Origin of the sequence: Parafrankia sp. EUN1f (assembly GCF_000177675.1) — a bacterium.
Lineage (GTDB): Bacteria > Actinomycetota > Actinomycetes > Frankiales > Frankiaceae > Parafrankia.
Window position 1 is genome coordinate 1 of the sequence record NZ_ADGX01000073.1, and the last position, 21710, is coordinate 21710.

Sequence of the window (21710 nt, forward strand, 5' to 3'; positions counted from 1 at the left end):
GCGTCGCGGCGCTGCCGGCTCGTCCGCCGCGGCAGCCATGCTTGCGGCTGCGGCTGCGGCTGCGGCTGCGGCTGCGGCTGCGGAAGCGGCCGCCGGTTGGCCTGGCAGGCCCGCGTGCGGCGGCTCGCTGGCCGGCTCCCGGGCCGGGACGGCCTCGCCGTCCGAGACGGCCTCGGCCGCGAGGTCGGCGTCGAATGCCGCCGCTGTGCCGTCGAAGCCGCCGCCCTCGAAACCGTCGCGGTCGAGCCGCTCGTCCTCGAATCCGAGCCGTTCGTTCTCGAACTGTTCGTCGGCGGCGACGTCGTTGCCGAATCCCTGGCTGTCGTCCGGCTCGGCCCAGCTCTGCGCATCCTCGTCGCCGACCGCCTCCGCCGGCTCACGGACCTGCGCGGGCCGGTGCGGCGTGATCCGGGCGGGATCGGCGGTGCCGGCCCGGTCGCTGACCGGAGCATCGTGGCCGGTGGGCACGCTGTGGTCGGCATCACTGTGGTGGTCGGCAGGAGCGTGGTGTTCGACCGGCGACACCTCGTCAGGCGGCGCAACCGCGCGGTCGCGGGATCCGAATCTGCTCGTCGGTGGCACCGCGCGCCGGCCTGCTGCCTGCCGGCCGGGAACACCGGGCAGCCCGCCGGGGCCTCCGGGCCACGGGGTGGCGGCCGCACGGCGCGCGGTGGGCGCTGGGCGGCTCGGCGCGGGAGGTGCGGTGGGGGTTCCGGCTGGGGCCGAGAAGTCGTCGGAGGCGTTGGCAGCGGGGCCGGTGCCGGCGAGGTATCTGCCGGCGGCGCGTTCCCTCCTGGACCCATCGGAGGGGACGCGCCGTTCCGGCACCGCGCCGGTTTCCGCGGTGGGGCGCGGCCCGCCGTTGCGGCCAGCGCCGATCCGGGTCGGCCCGGTGTGCTCGGGCGACCTGGAATGGGGGGCGCCGTGGCCGGAGTTGCCGCCGCGGTCGGGCGCATAGCCGGTGGGCCGGTATCCGTCCGCGTCGCCGTCGGCATCATGGCTGGTGCCGTACCCACGGGCCTCGTTGCCGGCGGTGTCGTACCGGCCGGTGCCGTAGCCGTTGGCCTCGTAGCCGTTGGCGTCCTTGCCGTACCCGGCCTCGGGCCCCGGCCGACCGGGCGCGGCCGGGGCGTGGCCGGCCCGCTCGTAGCCGTTGGCCTGCCGGCCGGCGGTGGCGGCCGGGACGGATGCGCTGGCCGTGGCCGGCCCGTGCCCGGCAGGGGTGAATCCGTCGCCGTCAGGCTGCGGTGAGTAGTGGTCGGCGGGCTGGTAGCCGGCCTCGTCCGTGGTGGATCCGTACCCGGCGGAGGAGCCGCCCGGCGGATAGCCAGTCGCGTTCGCCACCGCCGCGGACGGGAAGGCCGCCGGCGTGGCGGGATGCGACGACGGCTGGCTGTAGCCCGCGGCAGCGCCCATCGCGCCCGGGTGGGCCGCTGCGGCCCCCTGGTCATGCACGAGTGTGAGCGCGGGTCCGCCGGCGCGTGCCGGTGGCTGTGTGGGCGGCTGCGCCGGCGGGAGCTCGGCGGACTCGGGGGCGACCAGCGCGCGGGCGGCGTCGTCGTGCGGGCGCACGCGACGGACCACCGGGTCCCATGTCCAGCGGGCGCAGCGACTGTCGGAGGTGAGCTGAACCAGCCAGATCCCGTCCACGCGGCGCCAGGCGTCCCACTGGGCGGTCTCCGGGTCGTCCTGGACGCTGAGCAGGCGTGAGTCGACGACCTCACCGAGCGGGCGCCCGGGGATCCCGCCGGGATCCTTGGGCAACAACGCCGCCCGGGCCTCCTGGACCACTCGGGCGCGCTCGGCGAGCACGGGACCCTCGTACCGCTCGACCCGCTCGACCGGGATGCCGGCGGCGCGCGCGACGTCCGCCGCGGTCTCACCGGCTCGCAGCCGCGCCTGGATCTCGCGGGGGGTCAGCGCGCTTTCCGCGCGTACTTCACTACGTCGGGCCCCGCGCAGGGCGGCCCGTAGCCGATCATCGACGGCGACCCGGAACTGTTCCGCGCCGCCGCGCCCGGCAGCGTCGGCGAGTACGAGGTAGCCGCCGTCCTCGCTGAGTGCGACAGCCCGCAGCTCGCGCATGGCGCTTTCTCCTCCCGTCGATCTCCTGCCGTGGGGCCGCCGCGGCGCACACACCGTGCCGCGGCGCCCGCACGGGGCCGAACACCGGTGTGCCCCGCTGGACACCCTGAGGGCGCACCGGAGCACGGAGTGCGCGCGCAACCGCCTCGCCGCCATGCGTCCCGGTAGGTGACAGCCTGCCATTGATGGCGCCAGACAGTCGCATTGCGGCGGACGACACGCACAGTCTGACTCTCGCCGAAGGTTCTGGACACGTCGGGGGCTTGCCGGCGAGGCCGGTGTGACGAATCACCGCCCGGGGTGCCACCCGTTCCGGATGGCCCGTTCGGGTGGTGTCGGCATCGACGCCGGCTTCGGTGCCGGATTCGTTGTTCGCCAGGGGCGTCGCCCGCCTCAGGGGCGCCGGCCCCCGGGGGGTCTGGTCGCCGGGCCGCGGCGGCGGGCCGGTCGTGGCACCGGCCGCGGGCGGGTCTGGTCACCGACGGCGACGAGGGCGGCGCCGATGATCCCCGCATCGTTCTGGAGCTGCGCGGGGACGACCTTCGTCCGCAGCTGGAGATGATCGAAGAACTTGTCGGCCTTCTTGCTCGCACCGCCGCCGATGATGATCAGATCGGGCCAGAGCAGGGCCTCGACCGTGGCCAGATACCGGTTCACGCGCTTGGCCCACTTGTCCCAGGAGAGGTCCTCGCGCTCCCGGGCCGCCTCGGAGGCCTTCGTCTCCGCGTCGTGGCCGTGGATCTCCAGATGCCCCAGCTCGGTGTTGGGGACCAGCTGCCCGTGGAGGAACAGCGCCGTGCCGATGCCGGTGCCGAAGGTCGTCATGACGACGAGACCGGACGTGTCGCGCCCGGCGCCGAAGGCCATCTCGGCGACTCCGGCGGCATCGGCGTCGTTGACGACGGAGACCTCGGTACCGCCCAGAGCCGAGCCGAGCGCGGTGGACAACGTCGCGGACACATCGGTGTCCACCCAGCTTGGATCGACGTTCGCCGCGGTGCGCGCGACCCCGGACTTGATCACGGCGGGGAAGGTCGCGCCGACCGGGCCCGACCAGTCGAAGTGCTCGACCACCTGGGCGACGGTCCGGGCCACCGACTCCGGGTCCGCCGGACGGGGCGTGGGAATCCGGAAACGGGGCGCGGCGAGCGTTCCGTCCTCGATGTCAACCGGGGCGCCCTTGATGCCGGTTCCGCCGATGTCGACCCCGAAGACCCGCATCTACCCCGTCCTCTCCGTCGTGCTCCGCAGTGTTCCGCAGTGTTCCGCTTCAGCGCGCCCCGCGGTGCGCCGGGGCGCCGCAGGCCGTTCGTGGTCCGTCGTACGTACGTCCCGTCGCGGTATGTCAGGTCGACGTACCGTGTCTCGCGATGTCGTTGTGTCGTCGTGCGTCCGGCCTGTCGCTCTGTGTGTCCTCCGCTGGAGGTCGGCGCTGATCCGGCCGGGCCTCGGGCGCGGAGGCCGCCCGGTACCGGGCCGGTCCTGTAGCGGGCCGGCCTGCTGGCACCTGTTGTAGTTTCGCAGGCCGGCGGGGCGTCGTGGCGGCGACGGGCGCTTTCGGCGGTGACGGTCGTTCATATGTGGCGCGGTCAGCTCGCGCCGGTCGGTACCCTGCGCCGCGCCTGGTACCTTGCGCTGCGTCGTCGCGCCCCGCGGGCGGTTCGGCGGGCTGTTCGGCGGGCGGTCCGCGGCTGGTGGCGGGCCAACGCGTGTGCCGGGTCCAAGGCCGACCTACTCTGGCCAAATGCGGCTAACCGATTCCTACGGGCGAGTCGCGACTGACCTGCGGGTGTCGCTGACCGACAGGTGCAATCTCCGTTGCGCCTACTGCATGCCCGCCGAAGGCCTCGACTGGCTGCCGAGCGCCGAGGTGCTGACCGACGACGAGGTGCTGCGGCTGGTCGGGATCGCGGTCACCCGCCTGGGCGTCACGGAGATCCGGCTGACCGGCGGCGAACCCACGCTGCGCCCCGGCCTGGTGCGCCTGGTCGAGCGGATGTCGGCGTTGTCGCCCCGGCCCGAGATCTCGCTCACGACGAACGGCCTGCGGCTCGGTGGCCTGGCTGCCGACCTCGCCGCCGCCGGCCTCGACCGGGTCAACGTCTCCCTGGACACCCTGCATTCAGACCGCTTCGCCCGGATGACCCGCCGTGACCGGTTGGACGACGTCCTGGCTGGCCTGGCCGCGGCGGCCGAGGCCGGTCTGACTCCCGTCAAGGTCAACGCGGTGCTGGTCCGTGGCCTGAACGACGACGAGGCCGCCGACCTGCTGCGCTGGAGCCTGCGGCTGGGATACGAGCTGAGGTTCATCGAGCAGATGCCGCTCGACGCACAGCACGGCTGGCGCCGCACGGAGATGGTCACGGCCGGCGAGATCATGGAGCTGCTGCGGGCGGAGTTCTCCCTGGAGCCGGTCCCCGGGCGGGGCAGTGCGCCGGCCGAGCGGTTCAGCGTCGATGGTGGCCCTGGCACCGTCGGCGTGATCGGCTCGGTGTCGGCGCCGTTCTGCGCCGCCTGCGACCGGGTTCGGCTCACCGCCGACGGTCAGGTGCGCAACTGCCTGTTCGCGCGGGAGGAGTCCGATCTGCGCGGGCCGATGCGCGCGGGCGCCGACGACGAGGACCTGGCGGAGCGGTGGCGGCGCGCGGTCTGGGGCAAGCATGCCGGCCACGGCATCGACGCCCCCGGCTTCCGCCAGCCGGAGCGGCCGATGTCGGCGATCGGCGGATGACCGTGCTCGCCCCGGGAGCCCTCGGAGACCCCGGATTCCAGGAAGCCCTCGGAGTTCAGGGATTCCAGGGCGCTCAGGGCGACGCCGAGCCATGGGACGCGCTCGTGCTGGCGGGCGGAGCGGCCCGGCGGATGGGTGACGACAAGGCGGTGCTGCGCGTCGGCGGAGCCCGTCTGCTGGACCGGGTGCTCGACGCCGTGGCGGCGGCCCGCACGGTTGTGGTCGTCGGGCCGCAGCGCTCCCCGGTACCGGGCGCGCGTCCGGTCCGGTGGGCCCGTGAGGACCCGCCGGGTGGCGGTCCGGTCGCCGCGATCGCCGCCGGCCTGCGGCTCGTGGCGGCCACCCGGGTCGTCGTGCTGGCCGTGGACCTGCCGTTCCTCGGCGCCCCGGAGGTTCACGGCCTGCTGGACGCGGTGGCGACCGGCCCCGGCGGCCCGCAGGTGGCGCTGCTGAGTGACCCGGCCCAGCGGCCGCAGTACCTCGCCGCCGCCTGGCGCACCGTCACGCTACGAGCCGCGCTGCCGATCGACCCGGCCGGCCGATCGGTGCGGTCGTTGCTCGCGGGCCAGTCGGTGCGCACCGTCGCCGCGACCGAGCGCGTCTGCCTGGACTGCGATGATCCGGCTGCCCTCGCCGTCGCCAGGGCCTGGGCCGTCAGCCCCGTCCCGGTCCCGGTCTCGGAGCCGGGACCGGGACCGTTCCCCGAGCAGGCGCCGGCCGCGGGCGAGCGGTAGGAGGCAGGCGGTGGGCGGTGGGCGGCGGGCGACCGCGGTGTCGGACAGGTGAGGTGGCTGATGGCGAGCACGAACACGAACCGGCCGGACGACGGCGGGATCGAGGCCGTTCTGGACGAGTGGACGGCCCGGGTGGTCTCCGTGCTCGGGCTCGCGCCCGACAGCGTCGACGCCGCGCTCGTTCTCGACCTCACCCGCGATGTGGCGCACGGTGTCGCCCGGCCGGCGGCTCCGCTGACCGCGTTCCTGGTGGGGCTGGCGGCCGGGCGGGCCGGCGGCGACTCGTCCGCTGTCCGGGCCGCCGTCGACACGGTGCTGGCGCTGCTGCCGTCCGGCGATGGTGCTGGAGACGGCGAGCCGTGACGGCGCGCGTGTCGGGCTCTGGGCGGCCGGCGTGCCGTGACCGTCGGCCGTGCCGCGGTCAGCGCATGCGTATCGCGCCGGTCTCGTCCAGGTAGCCCCGCATGTCGATGGCCATGGTGTGGACGTCCTCGGCCGCGGGTTCGGGGGCGTCGTCGGGCCCCGGGGCGTAGCGGAACGCCAGCCGCGGCAGCATCTGGGTAGGCGCGTCGACGAGCCCGGGGGCGGCTTCGATCAGCCCGGACTCCCAGTCGAGCTCCTTGCCGCTCAGCGGCCCCGACGGCAGGCTCTGCGCCGCCGGTGAGGTCGTGACCAGCACGAAATCGACGATGCCCAGGACCGCGATCACCCCGAGCGCGGGGAGCGCCGCGATCGGCTGCCACGCCGCCAGGCCGACCATGACGAAGACGGTGACGACGGTCAGCCCGCCGACGATGTGCCTGCGCACCGGGGGCAACGCGGGCACTTTGCGGCCACGCCGGTAATGGGCCATACCCAACAGTGTGCCCCCTGGGCCGCAACTGTCCGGAACATGGGTGGCTGTTCGTCGCATGGCGGTATGCCCCGCCGGGCGCCGGTAGCTGTCGGTGACTGTCGGCGGGGCCGTCGGCAGTGCTGTCGGCGGCGCTGTTGGCAGTGCTGCCATGGGCCTGTGCCAGTGCTGCCGTGGGCCTGTCGGCGATGGGTCGACCGTGGTGGTCACTGTGGGTAGTTACCGAGTGGCGCCCCCGGGGAGGGGACCGCAGGGTGGAACCCGGCGGGGCCCGCGAACGGAGGAGTCGGCCGCGACAGCGGAGGGTATCCGCAATGACCCTTTCCGGCGAAATCCAGGTGATGTTGTGCCGGAACGAGTCACACTTGTCATGGGAAATGTGGATCCATGGCCCGGTGCCGCACCATGGGATCGACCTCGCGAGGCTGGAGGATCGCCGTGGAGGTTAAAAGTCGTGGCCACCTGCCGCGGCCACTGCCACCAGCCCGGCCGAGACGCGGGCCGCGGCCGCGCCTGAGGTCAGGCCCCGTCCTGGTCATCGCCGCGGTGGTGGCGCTGCTGGCCGGAGCGGCCGGATGTGGTTCGCCTAGTTACCAGTATGTGACGAACAAAAAAGACGGCGCGTTCCTGAAAGTGCCGGCTGGCTGGACGCATCAGGAGATGCCTGGCCCCGCGCTGTTCGGAATCGATGCCCGCAATGTGAGCCCGGAGATGCTGCGAACCCTCATGTCGAGGGAGTGGGTGGTCGGGCTCGACGCGTCGGAGAAGTTCGACGAGACGAGTCTGTTCGTTCCGGATGCCGCGTTGCCGAAGGGTTTCGTCCAGGTTCGTCATCTCCTCCCGGAGGAGGCCCGTTCGGTCTCCACCAATGACCTGCGCAACTTCGTCGTGACCGTTGACGACGCCGTCGCGGCGCAGGAGGAGGCGGTGCGCCGCGACCCCTACGGCGCGCGGCTCGCGCCGAGTTTCCTTCTGCTGCGGGACGAGTCGGTCTCGCGGGACTCCGGCGTCCACGGCGTGCATCTGATCTACCAGGTCGCGACCGCGGCCGGTCTGGTGACCATCGACCAGACGAGCCTGCTGGACCAGAACCAGACCGTGCTCTACCAGCTCGTCCTGGCCTGTTCGGCGTTGTGCTACGCCCAGCACGGCGTGCAGATCAGCGAGGTGACGGGCTCGTTCACGATCAAGCCGACGGACCGAGGGCAGAAGGCATGAGCACAGGCGACCGGGCGCGAGGCACAGAATCCTCCGCCACCGGCAGTGCGACCGAGCCGAAGCAGCCGAAGCTGCCGGTGCAGCCGAACAGGCCGGATCAGTCGGAGCCCGATGGAGGCTCGCCGGCCGGTACCGGGCTGCGTCGCCGCCCGGCGGCGTTCTGGGACAGGGCGAAGTTCCTGCTCCTGCTCGGAGCGCTGTTCATGTTCGTGGTGGCGGCGGATGTCTCCGGCAACCCGCTGATGACCTGGGGCGACGCGTTCCGCATCCAGGCGGAGTCCAGCTGGTGGATCCTGGCGCTGCTCGGTCTGGAGATCGTCCACCAGGTCCACATCTTCCTCGGTGAAAGATCGTCCGCCTACTACCTGTTCTGGACGGACAAGGTCTTCGGTCGTGCCGAGCGCCGGCTGATGCGCCTGAACGACTGGAACAGGTACCGGGTCAGCCGTGCACTGAAGATCGTGGCGACCTTCGCGCTCTTCCTCTTCGTCTACGCGCGGGTCGTCGACCAGTCCGTGTTCGAGGCCATGGTCGGCCTGCCCGGCGCCGCGTGGGACGCGATCCCCTACGTGCTGCAGCTCGTGCTGCTGATGCTCGTCGTGGTCGGCCAGTTCGTCGCGATCTTCTGGTTCCTGTCCAAGGGCGGCGTCGAGGTCTACTTCCCGGAGGACATCAAGACCCGCTTCTCGGACGTCTGGGGCCAGGACCACGTGGTCAGCCGGGTCCGGGAGAACGTCTTCTACCTGGAGCGCCCCGAGGAGATCGAGGACCGGGGCGGCTACGTCCCGGGCGGCATTCTCCTGTGGGGCCCGCCCGGGACGGGGAAGACGCTGATCGCCGAGGCGGTCGCCGGCGAGACCGGCAAACCCTACGTCTTCGTCGATCCGGGCGCCTTCTCCGCGATGTTCGTCGGCGTCGGCATTCTGAAGGTGAAGTCGCTGTTTCGGCGGCTCCGCAAGCTTTCGCTGCGTTACGGCGGAGTGATCGTCTTCTTCGACGAGGCCGACACCCTTGGTAACCGAGGCCAGCTCGCCACCGGGTTCGGCGGAAAGCTCGGCGGTGCCGCCGGGGCCTCCGCCCGCGGGAACGGGGTCTTCTCCGGTGGGCCGGGCACGTTTTCCGCCGCGCACAGCGCGTTCGGGGTGCCCGTGGGCCCGCACTCGCCCGACGCCTGCAACGGATTCTCCTATCTGGACCCCTCGGCGCAGGCCCGAATCGCCCGTGACCACACCGAGCGGCACAACTTCGTGATGGGTGGAATGGGTGGCGGCGGCGGGAACTTCGACGGAACCCTGCAGGCACTGCTGACCGAGATGTCCGGGCTGAAGAAGCCCCGCGGATTCCTCAACCGGGTCGTCCGGCGCACGCTCGGAATGCGCCCGAAGCCACCGCCGAAATACCGCATCCTGGTCATGATGGCGACGAACATGCCCCAGTCGCTGGACGAGGCGCTGCTGCGTCCCGGTCGTATCGACCGCATCTACAAGGTCGGCTACCCCAGCAAGGAAGGCCGCATCCGGACCTTCGAGGGGTACCTGGCCAAGGTGAGCCACGAGCTGACGCCCGAGCAGATCGAGCGTCTGGCGATCATGAGCCCGGAGGCGACCGGGGCCACCATCAAGGACACGGTCAACGAGGCCCTCGTGCAGGCCATCAAGGATGGTCGGGAGGTCATCACCTGGCAGGACATGCTCCGCGCCCGGGTGATCAAGGAGTACGGCCTCGCCGACGACCACGAGCACATCGCGCGTGAGCGGCACAGCATCGCCCTGCACGAGGCCTGCCACGCGGTGGTCGCCTACCGGACCCAGCGTGGCCGGGTGATCGACCTGGCGACCATCGAGCGGCGCGGCGGCGTCGGCGGCTTCGTCGCGCACGTCGCGGTCGAGGACCGCATGTTCATGTGGAAGTCGGAGATGGAGACCCAGGTGATGGTCTCGCTGGCCTCCCTCGTGGGCGAGCGCATGTTCTTCGACGGCGACAACACCGTCGGCGTGGGTGGTGACCTGCGTACCGCCACGCTGCTCGTCTCCGGCCACATCTCCGCGTCGGCGATGGGCGAGACGCTGGCCTCCCGGTCAGTCATGATCGAGAGTCAGCTGGGGCAGGCGTCCATCGATGTCGACCGGCCCTTCGGCGAGCAGGTCGAGACCAAGCTGCGCGAGCTCTACGAACGCACCGAGGCCGTGCTCGCCGCGAACCGGCGTGAGGTGCTGGCCATGACCCATGCCCTGGAGAAGTACAAGACGGTCAGCGGGGAGGACATCGAGGCGATCATGGAAGGGGTGGTCGGGCCGACCATCGACGGCAGCAGCTACCTCGACCCCGGCTTCCTGGTCCTGGTGGAGGACTACCACCGCACGGCCGCGCTGGCACACCGCGGCCCGCAGCAGCGGGACCTTCCGCGGGAGCTGCCCGGGCTCGGCAAGGCGGCGGCCCGTGAGGCGCGGCAGCCCGCGCCGCAGGTGCTGCCGGAGATGCCGTCGCCCTCCGAGAACTGAGCTGACGGCGCGGGACGGCTGACCCGGGTACCGGCCCACAGGTCGGCCGTCAGCGCCGTGAGCCATCAGCGCTGTGAGCCGTCAGCGCTGTGAGCCCTGCCGGTCGTCAGCTCTGCCGGTCGTCAGACGTCCCGCAGGGCGGTGACGGAGCGGCCCGCTCCCGAGACATGCCCGGCCGGACCGGGACGCCCGGCGCTCCCCACACCCAGGGACAGCCTCACCGCCGACTCATCCGACTCATCCGACTCATCCGGGACGTCCGGGTCCTTCGTGGCGGAGCCGGCAGGCACAACCTGGCATGTCTGGGCCCGCTCCGGCGTCACCGTGAACGCCGGCCTCGTGCGGTCGGCGGCCTTGCGCAGCGAGGCCAGGGCATAGAACGCTCCGGCGACGGCGGCGGCGCCGGCCAACACCAGCCCGGCACGGGCACCGAAGGTCTGGGCCACCCAGCCCGCGATCGGTCCACCGACCGGCGTCGAGCCCAGGAACGCGACGGACCACAGCGCCATCACCCGGCCGCGCATCTCGGGCGCGGACGACAGCTGCACGGTCGCGTTGCCGGTCGCGATGAAGGCGACGCTGGCCGCACCGACCAGGACCAGCGCGACGACCTCCAGAGCCAGCGTCGGAGCCGCCGCAGCGAGAAGGAGCACCACGCCGAACATCCCGGAGGCAAGGGCGAGGGCGGCGATGCCGACGCTGCGGCGCCGGGCCACGAACAGGCCGCCGACCACGGCACCGGCGCCCATCGCGCCGGTGAACAGGCTGTAGGTCGCCGCCGACCCGTCGAAGGTCTCGCGCGCGACCAGCGGCAGGACCACCTGGAACTCGTACGCGAGCGCGCCGACCACCGCCATCATGATCAGGGGGACCCGCAGCCCGGTCGTCCGCATCGCATAGGTGAGGCCGGAACGTACCTGGCCGGGGGCCCGCGGCACCGGCTTGCTGGGTACCAGCGCACTGGCGTCCATCCGGCGCAGCGCCAGGACGACCGCGGCGAACGACGCCGCGTTGAGCAGGAAGCAGCCGCTGGTCCCGACCAGGCTGATCACCACTCCGGCGATGCCCGGACCGACGACCCGGGCCGCGTTCACGGTCACCGAGTTCAGCGTGACCGCGTTGGGTAGATGCTCAGCCCCGACCATCTCCTGGACGAAGCTCTGCCGGGTCGGGTTGTCCACCGCGGTGATCAGTCCGATCGCCGCCGCGAGGGCCGCGACCATCCACAGCCGCGCCACGCCGGTCAGATCCAGGATCCCCAGCAGGGCCGCGAGCGCGGCCAGCGAGACCTGGGTGCAGACCAGCAGCCGGCGGGAGTCCGAACGGTCGGCGATCAGGCCGCCGTAGGCACCGAAGAGCAGGACGGGCAGGAACTGCGCCGCGGTGACGAGGCCGAGCTCGGTGCCCGACGCGCCCAGCGAGAGGACCAGCCACCCGAGAGCGATCATCTGCATCCAGGTGCCGCACAGTGAGACCACCTGACCGCCGAGGAAGAGGCGGAAGTTGGGTACCTGGAGCGCGGCGAACGTGCCGGTCCGTGACCGTGTGGTGTCGTGTGCGCCGACCGTGTCGCGCTGGACCACCCTCGACGTGACCGTGCGTCTCATACAGTGCACCTCCGTTCCGGTCAACGCCTCCGTCCCGCCAAATTATTTCGCGATGCTAAGTAATTTTGCGGACGGCTCTGGCCCGGATGGGCGCCCTCGGTCACCTGGCGACCCGACGGCCAACGGTCGACGGTCGACGGTCGACGGCCTGGCGGCCTCACATCGACGACCCGACGCTGCGATTCGAAGATCTGAGGATTTCGGTCGTTCTGGCGACCGCGACCCTCAGGCCTTGCTCGGCAGCGGCGGCGACCCGAAGTCGCACGCGCGAAGAATGGAGGATTTTGGTCGTCCCAGCGACCAGGATCCTCGGATCTTGCTTGGCGGCGGCGGCCCGAAGCTCGGGATCTTGCTGCCTGGTCCCCGGTGACAGAAATTCTCGCCCCTTCTGGTGCCGGAGCCGGGTGGGACGGGGGTGCGGGGGTGGGTGGGCTGCCGGTGTGGTGGTCTCGCGCCGGGTGTGCGTGGCGAGGCGGGTGGTGTTGGGGTGCGCCGGCGGGTAATATCGAACGTACGTTCGAAGACGACGTTGTCGGTGGCGTGCGGGCGTGCGGCGTGCGGGAGTCAGGAGGTCGCGATGAAGGACGTCGACGAGCAGGTGGCTCACCTGGCCGCGGTGGATCCAGCCAATCTGCCGGACGGCGAGCTGGCGATGCTCGTGACCGACATGCGGCGGCTCGTCGACGCGACGGATGCCTGCTGGATCCGGCTGCTCGCCGAGTTCGACCGCCGTGGGCTGTGGCGGCGCGACGGCACCAGGTCGGCCGCGGCCTGGCTGCGCCGGGAGTGCAGGCTTGTGCACCCGTCGACGACGGCCGCGCTGCTCGTGGCGAGTGTGCTGCGGGTCCTGCCGGTGACGGCGGAGGCGTTCCGGGTGGGCTCGATCAGCTTCGAGCACGTCAGGGCGATCGCGCCGGCGGCGGAGGGCGGCCGGGTCGACCTGGTGCGCAACGCGGATCCGATCTTCGCGCGCGCGGCGCTGTGGATGAACCCGCGTCAGATGGGGAACGTCGTGCGGACGTGGATTCGTCTCACCGAGACCGAGCATCCGGAGCCCGCAGCGTCCGCGGAGAACTCGGCGTCCGCGGAGCGCCTGGAGCCGCCGGAGGGGGCGCCCCGCGGTCCCTGAAGGCGACCTGCGTCGGCCCCGCGACGGCGGGGGCGGCCGAGAGCCTGGGCGGCCAACTACCGGCGCGGCCGAGAGTCGGGAGTACCGGCCGGGGCGGGGCGGCACCCGGTGTGCGTCCGCCCCGCTGTCGGCCGCACACCGGGTGCGACTGACAGCGAGGCGGAGACGAGCGCAGAGCTACAGCGGGATGTTGCCGTGAACGTTCTTGTCCGTGCGGGCGGCGGCCAGCGCCTCGGCGAGCACGGTCGCGACCGCGCCGCGGGTCTCGCCCGGGGTGACGACGGCGTCCACCACACCCAGCTCGACGGCGCGGTCGACGCCACCGACCGTGCGGACGTGCTCCTCGGCCAGCTCGGCCACCACGTCCGGGCGGCGCTGCGCGGGAACCTCGGCCAGCTGCCGGCGGTGCAGGATGCCAACGGCCGCCTCAGCTCCCATGACCGCGAGCTGCGCGGTGGGCCAGGCGTAGACGGCGGTCGCGCCCAGGCACCGGGCGTTCATCGCGATGTAGGCGCCGCCGTAGGCCTTGCGCGTCACGACGGTGACCCGGGGAACGGTGCACTCGGAGAAGGCGTACAGCAGCTTCGCGCCGCGGCGGACCACGCCCTCCCACTCCTGGCCCACTCCGGGCAGGTAGCCGGGAACGTCGACGAGCACCACCAGCGGGACCCCGAAGGAGTCACACATCCGCACGAAGCGGGACGCCTTCTCCGCCGACAGCGCGTCGAGGCAGCCACCGCGGCGCAGCGGGTTGTTCGCGACGACGCCGACGGTGCGCCCGCCGATGCGGCCGAGGGCCGTCACGATGTTGCGGGCCCACTTCGGGTGCAGCTCGATGACCTCGTCGTCGAGCAGCCCGGCCACCAGTGGGCGGACGTCGTAGGCCCGGCGCGGGTTCTCCGGCAGCAGCGCACCGAGCTCGCGCTCCGGGACGTGGCCGATGGCACCCTGGTCGGCCAGCAGCGAGGTGATCGCCCGGGTCTTCTCGAAGGCGGCGTCGTCGGAGTCACAGGCTAGGTGGACCACACCGCTGCGGGTCGAGTGCACCTCGGGCCCGCCGAGGCTGTCCGCCGTGCACTGCTCGCCGGTCACCGAGCGGACCACGTCCGGGCCGGTGACGAACACCTTCGCGTCGGGCCCGGTGATGACCAGGTCGGTCAGGGCCGGGCCGTAGGCCGCGCCGCCGGCCGCGGCGCCCAGCACCAGCGAGAGCTGCGGCACCAGACCGGAGGCCCGGACCGTCGCCGCGAACACCCGGCCGACCCCGTCGAGCGAGGCCACACCTTCCTGGAGGCGTGCGCCGCCGGAGTGCCAGATCCCGATGACGGGGCAACGCATCCGGACGGCCGACTCGATCGCGTGCACGATGCGGGCGCAGCCGTCCCGCCCCATCGCACCGCCCTGGACGGTGGGGTCCGTCGCGAAGGCGACGACCTCGTTTCCGTCGACAAGGCCCTGGCCGGCGACAACTCCCGAGCTGTCGGCGGCGGCGAACAGAGAAAGGGAATCCGGGTCAAAAAAACGGCTCAGCCGCGCGACAGGTGTTCTCGGGTCGGTGCGATCGATGGTGGACAGACTCACCGTAGGTCTCCTAGGTTGAGCGGTATCAGTCTGCTCCTGCGCAGATGGCAGCGATGGACCTGGCTGCCGCGGGCTGTGGAGGGCGGCTACAGCCTGAGCCGGAGAGGCTGTGCTGTGAGCCTTTTCCGTCTCACGTTTGTCGGATGCTGTCGTGGCAGGTTCAGAGTCGACGATGGAAAAGGCTCGGTAAGCGGAAAAGCTGTGTTGTCATGTGAAACCGCGCGGTGACAGATGTGTGTCCGGGTTTCCCAGGCATCATGCCGTCGCTGGTACGCCGGCATGATGCCTGGGAAAACGCCGAACTCTGTCACACCGTGAATCCGTCTTGCGTCGTGAATCTGTTACACCGTGAAGGCGAGGCAGACGTCGTGCCCGCCGAACCCGAACGAGTTCGACAGCCCGGCGCCTGTTCCGAGCTCACGGTTGTCGATGCTCACGACGTCGAGAGCGATCTCGTCGTCGAGCGCGTCGAGGTTGCGCGTCGCCGGAACGACCCGCTCGCGCAGCGAGAGGAGCGTGACCACGGCCTCCAGCGCGCCAGCCGCCCCGAGCAGGTGACCTGTCATCGACTTGGTCGAGGTCACCGCGATCGAGTCGAGGGCGTCGCCCAGCGCCAGCCGCAGGCCCACTCCCTCGGCCACGTCGCCGATCGGCGTCGACGTGGCGTGCGCGTTGATGTGGATCACATCCGTGGGCTCCAGCGAGGCCGAGCGCAGCGCTGCCCGTACCGCCCGGGCGGCACCCGCACCGGTCGGATCCGTCGCGGCCACGTGGTAGGCGTCCGAGCTGATACCCGCGCCGGCGAGGGTGCCGAGCACCCGCGCTCCCCGGGCGGCGGCGTGCTCCGCGGACTCCAGCACGAGAACGGCCGCGCCCTCACCGAGCACGAAGCCGTCCCGGCCCTTGTCGAACGGCCGCGACGCGGTCTCCGGTGCGTCGTTGCGCTTGGAGAGCGCCTGCATCTGGGCGAAGCCGGCGATCGGCAGCGCGGCGATCGCCGCTTCCGTGCCACCGGCGATCACGATGTCCGCCCGCCCGGCGCGGATGATGTCCAGCGCCAGCGCGATCGCCTCCGAGCCGGAGGCACAGGCGCTGACCGGAGCGTGCACACCGGCCTTGGCGCCGAACGCGAGGCCAACCGTGCTCGCCGGGCCGTTCGGCATCAGCATCGGGACGACGTGCGGGGAGACCCGCCGCGGCCCCTTTTCCCGCAGCACGTCGTGCTGGTGAAGGAGAGTGAGCACGCCGCCGATCCCCGACGCGACGCACACCGCCAGCCGCTCGGAGTCGACCTCCGGCGAGCCCGCGTCAGCCCACGCCTCCCGCGCGGCCACCAGTGCCATCTGCTGGCTGCGGTCGAGGGTTCTCGCCTCGACGCGCCCCAGCGGAGGCTCCACGGCCAACGGGGCGGCGATCTGGACGGGGAGCTGTTCGACCCAGTCCTCGGTCAGGCGACGCGCGCCGGAGCGGCCGGAGAGCAGCCCCTCCCACGTGGACGGCACGTCGCCGCCGAGGGGAGTGGTTGCCCCGAGGCCGGTGACGACGACCTGCCTGGGGGTGGGTGTCACGCGGCGACACCCGCCCGCTGGATGTAGGAGACGGCGTCACCGACGGTCTTGAGGGTCTTGACGTCCTCGTCCGGAATCTTCACGCCGAACTTCTCCTCGGCCGCCACCACGACCTCGACCATGGACAGCGAGTCCACGTCCAGGTCGTCGATGAAGGTCTTGTCAGCGGTGACGTCCGCCGGCTCGACACCGGCGACTTCCTCGAGGATCGCGGCGAGGCCGTCGAGGATATCCGCTTGCGACATTGCTTTCCTCCTGGTTGCGGGATGCTGTTTGCGCGAACCGGTCGAGCCGGTGGCTGGCGGTCGGCCCGCGGTGGGCCGGCCCGGTCAGCGATGGTGCGTGCGGTGCCTCGTCACGGGGGCGATGACACAGGGGAACGGGTGCTCGGGGGCAGTCGACGCACCCGGGGACATGGTGTTCAGGGGCATCGAACCACCTGCCCGCAGTAGGTCAGGCCGGCGCCGAAGCCGAACAGCAGTACCGGGTCTCCCGAGACCACCTCGCCGGCTTCCATCATCCGGTCAAGTGCGAGGGGGATGCTGGCTGCGGACGTGTTGCCGGAGTCCACCACATCGCGGGCGATCGGCACGTCGGGCACGCCGAGGCCGCCGGCGAGCGCCTCGACAATACGCAGGTTTGCCTGGTGCGGCACGATCGCGGCGAGCTCCTCGGGCGCGATTCCGGCCCGTTCGCAGACCGTGCGAAGGGTGGGGACCAGCGAGATAGCCCAGCGGAACACCGCCGGGCCCTCCATCCGGAAGGCGTTGTCACCGCGCCCGGGAACCTGGATCGCCTCCGGCCGCGAGCCGTCGTGCCCCCAGACGGCCGGGCCGATCCGGTCGGCGTCGGCCGGGCCGATCACGACCGATCCGGCGCCGTCCGCCAGCAGGATGCAGGTGGAGCGGTCGCTCCAGTCCGTGTAGTCGGAGAGCCTTTCCGTCGCGACGACCAGGACGTGCCGCACACTGCCGGCCCGCACCATGTCGGCGGCGGTGGAGACCGCGTAGCAGAAACCGGCGCAGCCGCCGTTGATGTCGAAGGTGCCGGCGCTGGACGCACCGAGACGAGCGGCGATCTGCGGCGCGGTTCCCGGGATCTGTGACGGCGCGGTGCAGGTCGCGCCGATGACGGCGTCGATGTCCGCGGCCGCCAACCCCGCGGCGGCCAGCGCCTTCTCCGCGGCGTTGGCGCCCATCACGACCGTCGACTCCTCGCTGTCGGCGATGCGCCGCGTCGCGATGCCGGTCCGGGTCTGGATCCACGCGTCGGAGGTGTCGACCTGGCGGGTGAGGTCGTCGTTGGTGACCAGCCGGGCCGGCCGGTAGGTACCGAGCCCCAGCATTCCCGCGCCGGTCATGAGCTCGCCCCGACCAGCGGGGCCGCCTGGGCGGGCACCGCCGCGGCGGCGGGCAGGTGCTCGGCGACGAGCTCGCGGGCCGCGTCGAGATCGGCCGGCGTCTTCACCGCGACGATTTTCGTTCCGCGCAGCTCACGGCGGGCGATGCCGGCCAGCGTGCCGGCGGGCGGAAGCTCGATCACCGCGGTGACGCCGGCTTCCCGCATGGCGGCGAGGCACAGGTCCCACCGCACCGGCGCGGCGACCTGGGTGACCAGCCGGGCGACCAGGTCGGCTCCGTCGTGGACGAGTGCGCCGTCGGCGTTGGAGAGCTGGCCGAGCGCCGGCGTACCGGGCTGGATTCCCGGGGCGACGGCGCGCAGGGCGTCGCGGGCGGGCGCCATGTGCTGGGTGTGGAACGCGCCGGCGACCGACAGCGGACGCAGCTTCGCCCCGGGCGGCGGCGCGTCGGCCAGCCGGGTGAGATCCGCCAGGGTGCCGGCGGCGACGATCTGCCCGGCGCCGTTGCGGTTCGCGGCGGTCAGGCCCAGCGCCTCCACCGCGGTGGCGATCTCCTCGGGGTCACCGCCGAGTAGCGCGGTCATGCCGGTCGGCGTCCGCGCCGAGGCCTCGGCCATCGCGCGGCCACGCAGCCCGACGAAGAGCAGGGCAGCCTCCGGGGTGAGGGACCCGGCGATCGCGGCGGCGGTGATCTCGCCGACGCTGTGCCCGGCGACCAGCGCCTGCCCGCCGGCGGCGACGGCCGGCGATGCCGGCAGCAGGCCGAGCTGCTCGGCGGCCAGCAGGCCGTTCGCGACGATCAGTGGCTGGGCGACGGCGGTGTCCCTGATGGTGTCCGCGTCTGCTTCACAGCCGAGGTCGATGAGGTCCAGCCCGACCGCGGTGGAGTACCAGCGGAGCCGGGACTCGACGCCGTCGAGCTCCAGCCATGGACGTAGCTGTCCAGGCGTCTGAGCACCCTGTCCCGGTGCGAGGATCGCGAGCACGTATCCACCTAACCCCGTGTGGCCGGTCGTTGTCGCTGGTGACGAGTCACCGATGTCTCGTCAGCTCATTGTGGATGCCCTACAAAGGGCCGGCACTGACGGTACGTTAGTCCTGTCGCGGGTCACCTGGTTGTAATGCGGTGACCCGGCAGTAAATCTGCTTGCTGTGACCGTTGTCGCACCGCCGGCGCCAGCCGGGTAGGTCGGTCACGGACGGGGTCGTGGTCCGGGGCGATCTGTAGGTTGCGCACCGTCGAGGCGGCCGAGAACAAGGGCGATGTGCAGGACGAATCGCTCCCGGTGATCGGCCGGGTCGAGCCCGCAGAGATCCGCGGCCTTGCGTAGTCGGTAACGCACCGTGTTGGGGTGAAGGTAGAGGGCGCGGGCGGTCGCCTCCAGCGACGCGCCGTAGTCGAGGTATGCGCCAGCGGTCTCCAACAGCGGGCTGCCGGCGTTTTGTAGCGGCAGATACACCTTTCTGATGAGGCTCTGGCGCGCCTCCGGATCGCCGGCCAGGGCCAGCTCGGGCAGCAACGCGCTCGCCGAGACCGGGCGCGGCGCGGCGGGCCAGGCGCCGACGACATCCGCGGCGGCGAGCGCCGCGCGGGCGCAGTCCGGGGCTCCGGTGAGATCCGCGGCGATCGGTCCGACCACCACCGGGCCGGGGCCGCACGACGGCAGCAGGGCCCGGCCGGCGTCGAGTGCGGTCTCGGCGCCGCCGTGGCCGGCGCCACCACCCGAGGCGCCCGAGGTGCCCGAGCCGCCGGCTGCGCCGTCCGCCGGGCCGGCTCCCGAACCGCCCGCCGCGGCGGAGGCGGCGTGGGATTCTCCGCCGGCCGGGCCGAAGGCCCCGCCGACCACCATCACGAGCCGGTTGTGGTGCACACCGGCGAGCACTTCGAGCCCGGCGGCCCGCGCTCGCCGGTGGACCTCGTCCACCGCGGCCTCCGGGGACGTCGGCGGTGCCGGACCGACCACGACGGTGACCGCCGGTGGGTTGCGCCAGCCGACCGCCGCGGCCCGGGACGGAAGGCTGCGGTCGACATCGCCGCGCACGACCTGGTCGACGACCAGGGCCTCGAGCCGTGCGTCCCAGGCCCCGCGTTCCTCGGCGGCCCGCGCGTAGACCACCGCGCCGGCGAAGGCGATGTCCCTGGAGTAACGCAGGACGTCCGCGAGCAGGTACTGCTCGTGCTCCGGCCCGGCGAGGGCGGGCACCTCCACCTCGATCGCCTCGACGGCGACCCGCACCAGGTCCACGAGGCGGCGGAAGGTGACCGCGCGGACCAGCTCGCGGGGCGCCACCCGGAAGACGTCGCCGGACAGCTCCCGGGCATGCTCGGGGCGCCGGCACCAGGCCACGAAGGAGGAGATCCCGGCCTGCACGACCAGCTGGATGTCAGCGCGGTGACGCGCAGACATTCCCGGATACCAGGGGAGCACCTCGGTCATCCGGGCCGCGGCCCGGGCCGCGAGATGGCCGCTGGCCCGCTCGACCCGTCGGATCACCTCGTCGGTCGTCCCGCGGGCGTGCGCCGGCCCACCGGCGGTGGCGGCCGCCGCGCGCCGCGCGCCGCCCGCCGCGCTGCTGCCGTCACCGCCGTCGCCGTCGGGATGCCAGGCCGGTGTGGTCACGTGACCAGGGCCCGCGGTGGACGACACCGGCGTGGACGAGGAGAAGGATGCCGAGGTCGCGGGGGAGAGCGACGGCGGCAGCAGCGGCGGCTCCGCCGGCGGTTCGTCGGCCCGCCCGCCGGCGGCGGGGTCGAGGTCGGCGGCCGGGTCGAGGTCGAGCGCGCCGGCCGGGTCCAGGTCGAGCCTGCCGCCCGGGGACGCCTCGCCTACCTCGCCTGCCTTGTCGACCGCCACGACATCCAGGATGACATGCCCTCAGAGCTGGTCGGAGTAAGTGGCTGCCCAGTCATGCACCCGCGCGACGTAGGCCCGGGTCTCGTCGAAGTCCGGGATGCCCCCCGCGGTGCGGACGGCGACCGGGCCGGCGTTGTAGGCGGCGAGGATCAGCGAGATGCGGTCGCCGGGAAGATCTGCCAGGGACTTGGCGAGGTGGGCCTCGTAGTTCGCGGCGGACGGGATCGCGTCCCGTGGTTCCAGCGGATCGGCCAGCCCGTCACCGCTGCCGTCGACGCCGAACTGCGCCCAGGTCGTGGGCAGGAACTGCATCATTCCGCGGGCCCCGGCGTGTGACACGGCGCGCGGGTCGAAGCTGCTCTCCACCCTGGCCTGGGCGGCGAGCTGGGCCGCCGTCAGCACTCCGTAGGTGGCGGCGGCGGCCTGGAAAACCGGAACGAGGTCGGCGGGCACGTCCTCGAAGGACCGGTCGAAGATGTGGCTGCAGCCCGAGAGCAGGGAGATCACGATGACGGTGACCAGAACCGCGGGGACAGGTGCGCGCCGGATCATGCCCCTCATTGTCGGTTCCGCCTCGGCGATGTGTCCGCGTGGTCGGGAACTTTCGGGTTACAACCGTGGCACGGCGGCCGGCGGCCCGACACACGTCTGCCCGGCGCACGTCTGACCGGTGCGCATCGCGCCGGCACCTGTCGCCCCGGTCGGCGTCGACGCGGCGGTACGACACCCTCACTCGACAAGGCGGGTCCGCAGCGAGTGCAGGTCGGCCTCGGTGACCCCGGCGTGCAGCGCCCATGCCGTCGGCCCGCCCCAGATCCGGTCGACGGCGTCGAGGAAGCCGCGCATCACCTCCGGGCGGCAGCTCAGACTGTCCACCGTGATCGCGTTGTCGGGCCGGCGGTAGGAGGGGCGCCGCGCCAGCCGCGCGTCGACCAGTGCGATCCGTTCGTTGGTCAGCGTGTAGTCGCCGATGATCGATTCCCGGTCGACCCCGACGATGTCGAGCACGAGCGCGGCCAGCACGCCCGTGCGGTCCTTGCCCGCCGCGCAGTGGAACAGCGCCGGCCCGGTCGTCGGCTGGGCGAGCAGGCGGACGGCGCGTGCCGCGGCGTCCCCGGCCAGCCGCAGGTAGCTCAGGTAGCGCTCGACCCGAGCGGCCGAGTCGAGATCCACGACGATGGCCGCGTGCCGCGGGTCGCCCGGCATCACCCACTGGCCCGGCAGGAACGACAGGTGGTGGTAGGCGACGCTCTCGAACTCCAACGGCCCGCGCCCCTCGTGCGCCACCTCCTCCTCGGCCCGCAGGTCGAGAACGGTGCGCAGACCGAAGGCCTGGCGCAGCCGCACCACATCCGCCGGGGTGAGCTCCTGCAGCGTGTCGCTGCGCAGGAGCACACCGCGGCGGGTCAGCCTGCCACTGGATGTCGGCATCCCGCCGAGGTCACGGGTGTTGTCGGCGCCTGCGAGATCGAACCACCGATGCACCCG

General features: G+C 72.5%; 18 protein-coding genes. 6 read left to right on the top strand and 12 right to left on the bottom strand.

Annotated elements, in window-relative coordinates; all coding sequences use genetic code 11:
* Both sepH and ppgK read right to left on the bottom strand, forming a co-directional pair.
* A partial coding sequence (sepH, locus tag FREUN1FDRAFT_RS39990) for a septation protein SepH (RefSeq protein WP_006542246.1) occupies positions 1 to 2085 on the bottom strand: 2085 nt, incomplete at its 3' end.
* A gap of 393 nt (positions 2086 to 2478) precedes the next feature.
* Positions 2479 to 3306: a polyphosphate--glucose phosphotransferase gene (gene ppgK, locus FREUN1FDRAFT_RS21310; protein ID WP_006542247.1), complete on the bottom strand. Its 828-nt coding sequence runs from the start codon at positions 3304 to 3306 to the stop codon at positions 2479 to 2481.
* A 523-nt stretch (positions 3307 to 3829) separates the two neighbouring features.
* Here ppgK and moaA point away from each other — a divergent pair.
* Genes moaA through FREUN1FDRAFT_RS21325 form a run of 3 tightly spaced genes read left to right on the top strand, consistent with a single transcriptional unit; the run spans position 3830 to position 5913 of the window.
* The gene (gene moaA, locus FREUN1FDRAFT_RS21315; RefSeq protein WP_006542248.1) at positions 3830 to 4816 is read left to right on the top strand and encodes a GTP 3',8-cyclase MoaA; all 987 of its coding nucleotides are present in this window, start codon (positions 3830 to 3832) and stop codon (positions 4814 to 4816) included.
* Positions 4813 to 5550, top strand: a complete 738-nt coding sequence (locus FREUN1FDRAFT_RS21320; RefSeq protein ID WP_006542249.1) for a molybdenum cofactor guanylyltransferase — start codon at positions 4813 to 4815, stop codon at positions 5548 to 5550. Before moaA ends, FREUN1FDRAFT_RS21320 begins: the two co-directional genes overlap by 4 nt.
* Before the next feature lie 60 nt (positions 5551 to 5610).
* The gene (locus FREUN1FDRAFT_RS21325) at positions 5611 to 5913 is read left to right on the top strand and encodes a DUF6457 domain-containing protein (RefSeq protein ID WP_006542251.1); all 303 of its coding nucleotides are present in this window, start codon (positions 5611 to 5613) and stop codon (positions 5911 to 5913) included.
* A gap of 58 nt (positions 5914 to 5971) precedes the next feature.
* On the opposite strand, the gene FREUN1FDRAFT_RS21330 is transcribed toward FREUN1FDRAFT_RS21325, so the two are convergent.
* Positions 5972 to 6403, bottom strand: coding sequence for a hypothetical protein (locus tag FREUN1FDRAFT_RS21330; RefSeq protein ID WP_035952822.1), 432 nt, complete (start codon positions 6401 to 6403; stop codon positions 5972 to 5974).
* A gap of 549 nt (positions 6404 to 6952) precedes the next feature.
* Between FREUN1FDRAFT_RS21330 and FREUN1FDRAFT_RS21335 the strand changes: the two genes are divergently transcribed.
* Both FREUN1FDRAFT_RS21335 and FREUN1FDRAFT_RS21340 read left to right on the top strand, forming a co-directional pair.
* Positions 6953 to 7621 (top strand): hypothetical protein, encoded by a 669-nt coding sequence (locus FREUN1FDRAFT_RS21335; RefSeq protein WP_035952840.1) that lies wholly within the window; start codon positions 6953 to 6955, stop codon positions 7619 to 7621.
* Positions 7618 to 10122, top strand: a complete 2505-nt coding sequence (locus FREUN1FDRAFT_RS21340; RefSeq protein ID WP_006542256.1) for an AAA family ATPase — start codon at positions 7618 to 7620, stop codon at positions 10120 to 10122. The genes FREUN1FDRAFT_RS21335 and FREUN1FDRAFT_RS21340 overlap by 4 nt, the downstream gene beginning before the upstream one ends.
* 122 nt (positions 10123 to 10244) lie before the next feature.
* Here FREUN1FDRAFT_RS21340 and FREUN1FDRAFT_RS21345 read toward each other — a convergent pair whose 3' ends face one another.
* Positions 10245 to 11729, bottom strand: coding sequence for an MFS transporter (locus FREUN1FDRAFT_RS21345; RefSeq protein WP_006542257.1), 1485 nt, complete (start codon positions 11727 to 11729; stop codon positions 10245 to 10247).
* Positions 11730 to 12306: 577 nt separating this feature from the next.
* Here FREUN1FDRAFT_RS21345 and FREUN1FDRAFT_RS21350 point away from each other — a divergent pair.
* Positions 12307 to 12858: a DUF222 domain-containing protein gene (locus FREUN1FDRAFT_RS21350; protein ID WP_006542258.1), complete on the top strand. Its 552-nt coding sequence runs from the start codon at positions 12307 to 12309 to the stop codon at positions 12856 to 12858.
* Between the two features lie 177 nt (positions 12859 to 13035).
* Here FREUN1FDRAFT_RS21350 and FREUN1FDRAFT_RS21355 read toward each other — a convergent pair whose 3' ends face one another.
* From FREUN1FDRAFT_RS21355 to FREUN1FDRAFT_RS21390, 8 genes are all read right to left on the bottom strand, one after another.
* A complete protein-coding gene (locus FREUN1FDRAFT_RS21355; protein WP_006542259.1) occupies positions 13036 to 14439 on the bottom strand; it encodes an acyl-CoA carboxylase subunit beta in 1404 nt (467 codons plus the stop codon).
* 341 nt (positions 14440 to 14780) lie between these two features.
* The gene (fabF, locus tag FREUN1FDRAFT_RS21360; protein WP_006542260.1) at positions 14781 to 16007 is read right to left on the bottom strand and encodes a beta-ketoacyl-ACP synthase II; all 1227 of its coding nucleotides are present in this window, start codon (positions 16005 to 16007) and stop codon (positions 14781 to 14783) included.
* On the bottom strand, positions 16004 to 16252 hold the full coding sequence (locus tag FREUN1FDRAFT_RS21365) for an acyl carrier protein (protein WP_006542261.1): 249 nt from the start codon (positions 16250 to 16252) through the stop codon (positions 16004 to 16006). The genes fabF and FREUN1FDRAFT_RS21365 overlap by 4 nt, the downstream gene beginning before the upstream one ends.
* A gap of 176 nt (positions 16253 to 16428) precedes the next feature.
* On the bottom strand, positions 16429 to 17367 hold the full coding sequence (locus FREUN1FDRAFT_RS21370; RefSeq protein ID WP_006542264.1) for a beta-ketoacyl-ACP synthase III: 939 nt from the start codon (positions 17365 to 17367) through the stop codon (positions 16429 to 16431).
* Positions 17364 to 18353: an ACP S-malonyltransferase gene (locus tag FREUN1FDRAFT_RS21375; RefSeq protein WP_006542265.1), complete on the bottom strand. Its 990-nt coding sequence runs from the start codon at positions 18351 to 18353 to the stop codon at positions 17364 to 17366. The genes FREUN1FDRAFT_RS21370 and FREUN1FDRAFT_RS21375 overlap by 4 nt, the downstream gene beginning before the upstream one ends.
* A gap of 207 nt (positions 18354 to 18560) precedes the next feature.
* Entirely contained in the window at positions 18561 to 20222 is a 1662-nt protein-coding gene (locus FREUN1FDRAFT_RS21380; RefSeq protein ID WP_006542266.1) for a CdaR family transcriptional regulator, read from the bottom strand.
* A 21-nt stretch (positions 20223 to 20243) separates the two neighbouring features.
* A complete protein-coding gene (locus tag FREUN1FDRAFT_RS21385) occupies positions 20244 to 20774 on the bottom strand; it encodes a lytic transglycosylase domain-containing protein (protein ID WP_035952827.1) in 531 nt (176 codons plus the stop codon).
* 177 nt (positions 20775 to 20951) lie between these two features.
* The gene (locus FREUN1FDRAFT_RS21390; RefSeq protein ID WP_006542268.1) at positions 20952 to 21707 is read right to left on the bottom strand and encodes a tyrosine-protein phosphatase; all 756 of its coding nucleotides are present in this window, start codon (positions 21705 to 21707) and stop codon (positions 20952 to 20954) included.
* Positions 21708 to 21710 lie beyond the last annotated feature (3 nt).

What these genes read in the sequence shown, in the direction of transcription:
- FREUN1FDRAFT_RS21385 (WP_035952827.1), bottom strand. Translation starts at nt 20,774, where the DNA reads ATGATCCGGCGCGCACCTGTCCCCGCGGTTCTGGTCACCGTCATCGTG.
- ppgK (WP_006542247.1), bottom strand. Translation starts at nt 3,306, where the DNA reads ATGCGGGTCTTCGGGGTCGACATCGGCGGAACCGGCATCAAGGGCGCC.
- FREUN1FDRAFT_RS21365 (WP_006542261.1), bottom strand. Translation starts at nt 16,252, where the DNA reads ATGTCGCAAGCGGATATCCTCGACGGCCTCGCCGCGATCCTCGAGGAA.
- FREUN1FDRAFT_RS21350 (WP_006542258.1), top strand. Translation starts at nt 12,307, where the DNA reads ATGAAGGACGTCGACGAGCAGGTGGCTCACCTGGCCGCGGTGGATCCA.
- FREUN1FDRAFT_RS21325 (WP_006542251.1), top strand. Translation starts at nt 5,611, where the DNA reads ATGGCGAGCACGAACACGAACCGGCCGGACGACGGCGGGATCGAGGCC.
- FREUN1FDRAFT_RS21340 (WP_006542256.1), top strand. Translation starts at nt 7,618, where the DNA reads ATGAGCACAGGCGACCGGGCGCGAGGCACAGAATCCTCCGCCACCGGC.
- FREUN1FDRAFT_RS21320 (WP_006542249.1), top strand. Translation starts at nt 4,813, where the DNA reads ATGACCGTGCTCGCCCCGGGAGCCCTCGGAGACCCCGGATTCCAGGAA.
- FREUN1FDRAFT_RS21330 (WP_035952822.1), bottom strand. Translation starts at nt 6,403, where the DNA reads ATGGCCCATTACCGGCGTGGCCGCAAAGTGCCCGCGTTGCCCCCGGTG.
- FREUN1FDRAFT_RS21345 (WP_006542257.1), bottom strand. Translation starts at nt 11,729, where the DNA reads ATGAGACGCACGGTCACGTCGAGGGTGGTCCAGCGCGACACGGTCGGC.
- moaA (WP_006542248.1), top strand. Translation starts at nt 3,830, where the DNA reads ATGCGGCTAACCGATTCCTACGGGCGAGTCGCGACTGACCTGCGGGTG.
- FREUN1FDRAFT_RS21370 (WP_006542264.1), bottom strand. Translation starts at nt 17,367, where the DNA reads ATGACCGGCGCGGGAATGCTGGGGCTCGGTACCTACCGGCCGGCCCGG.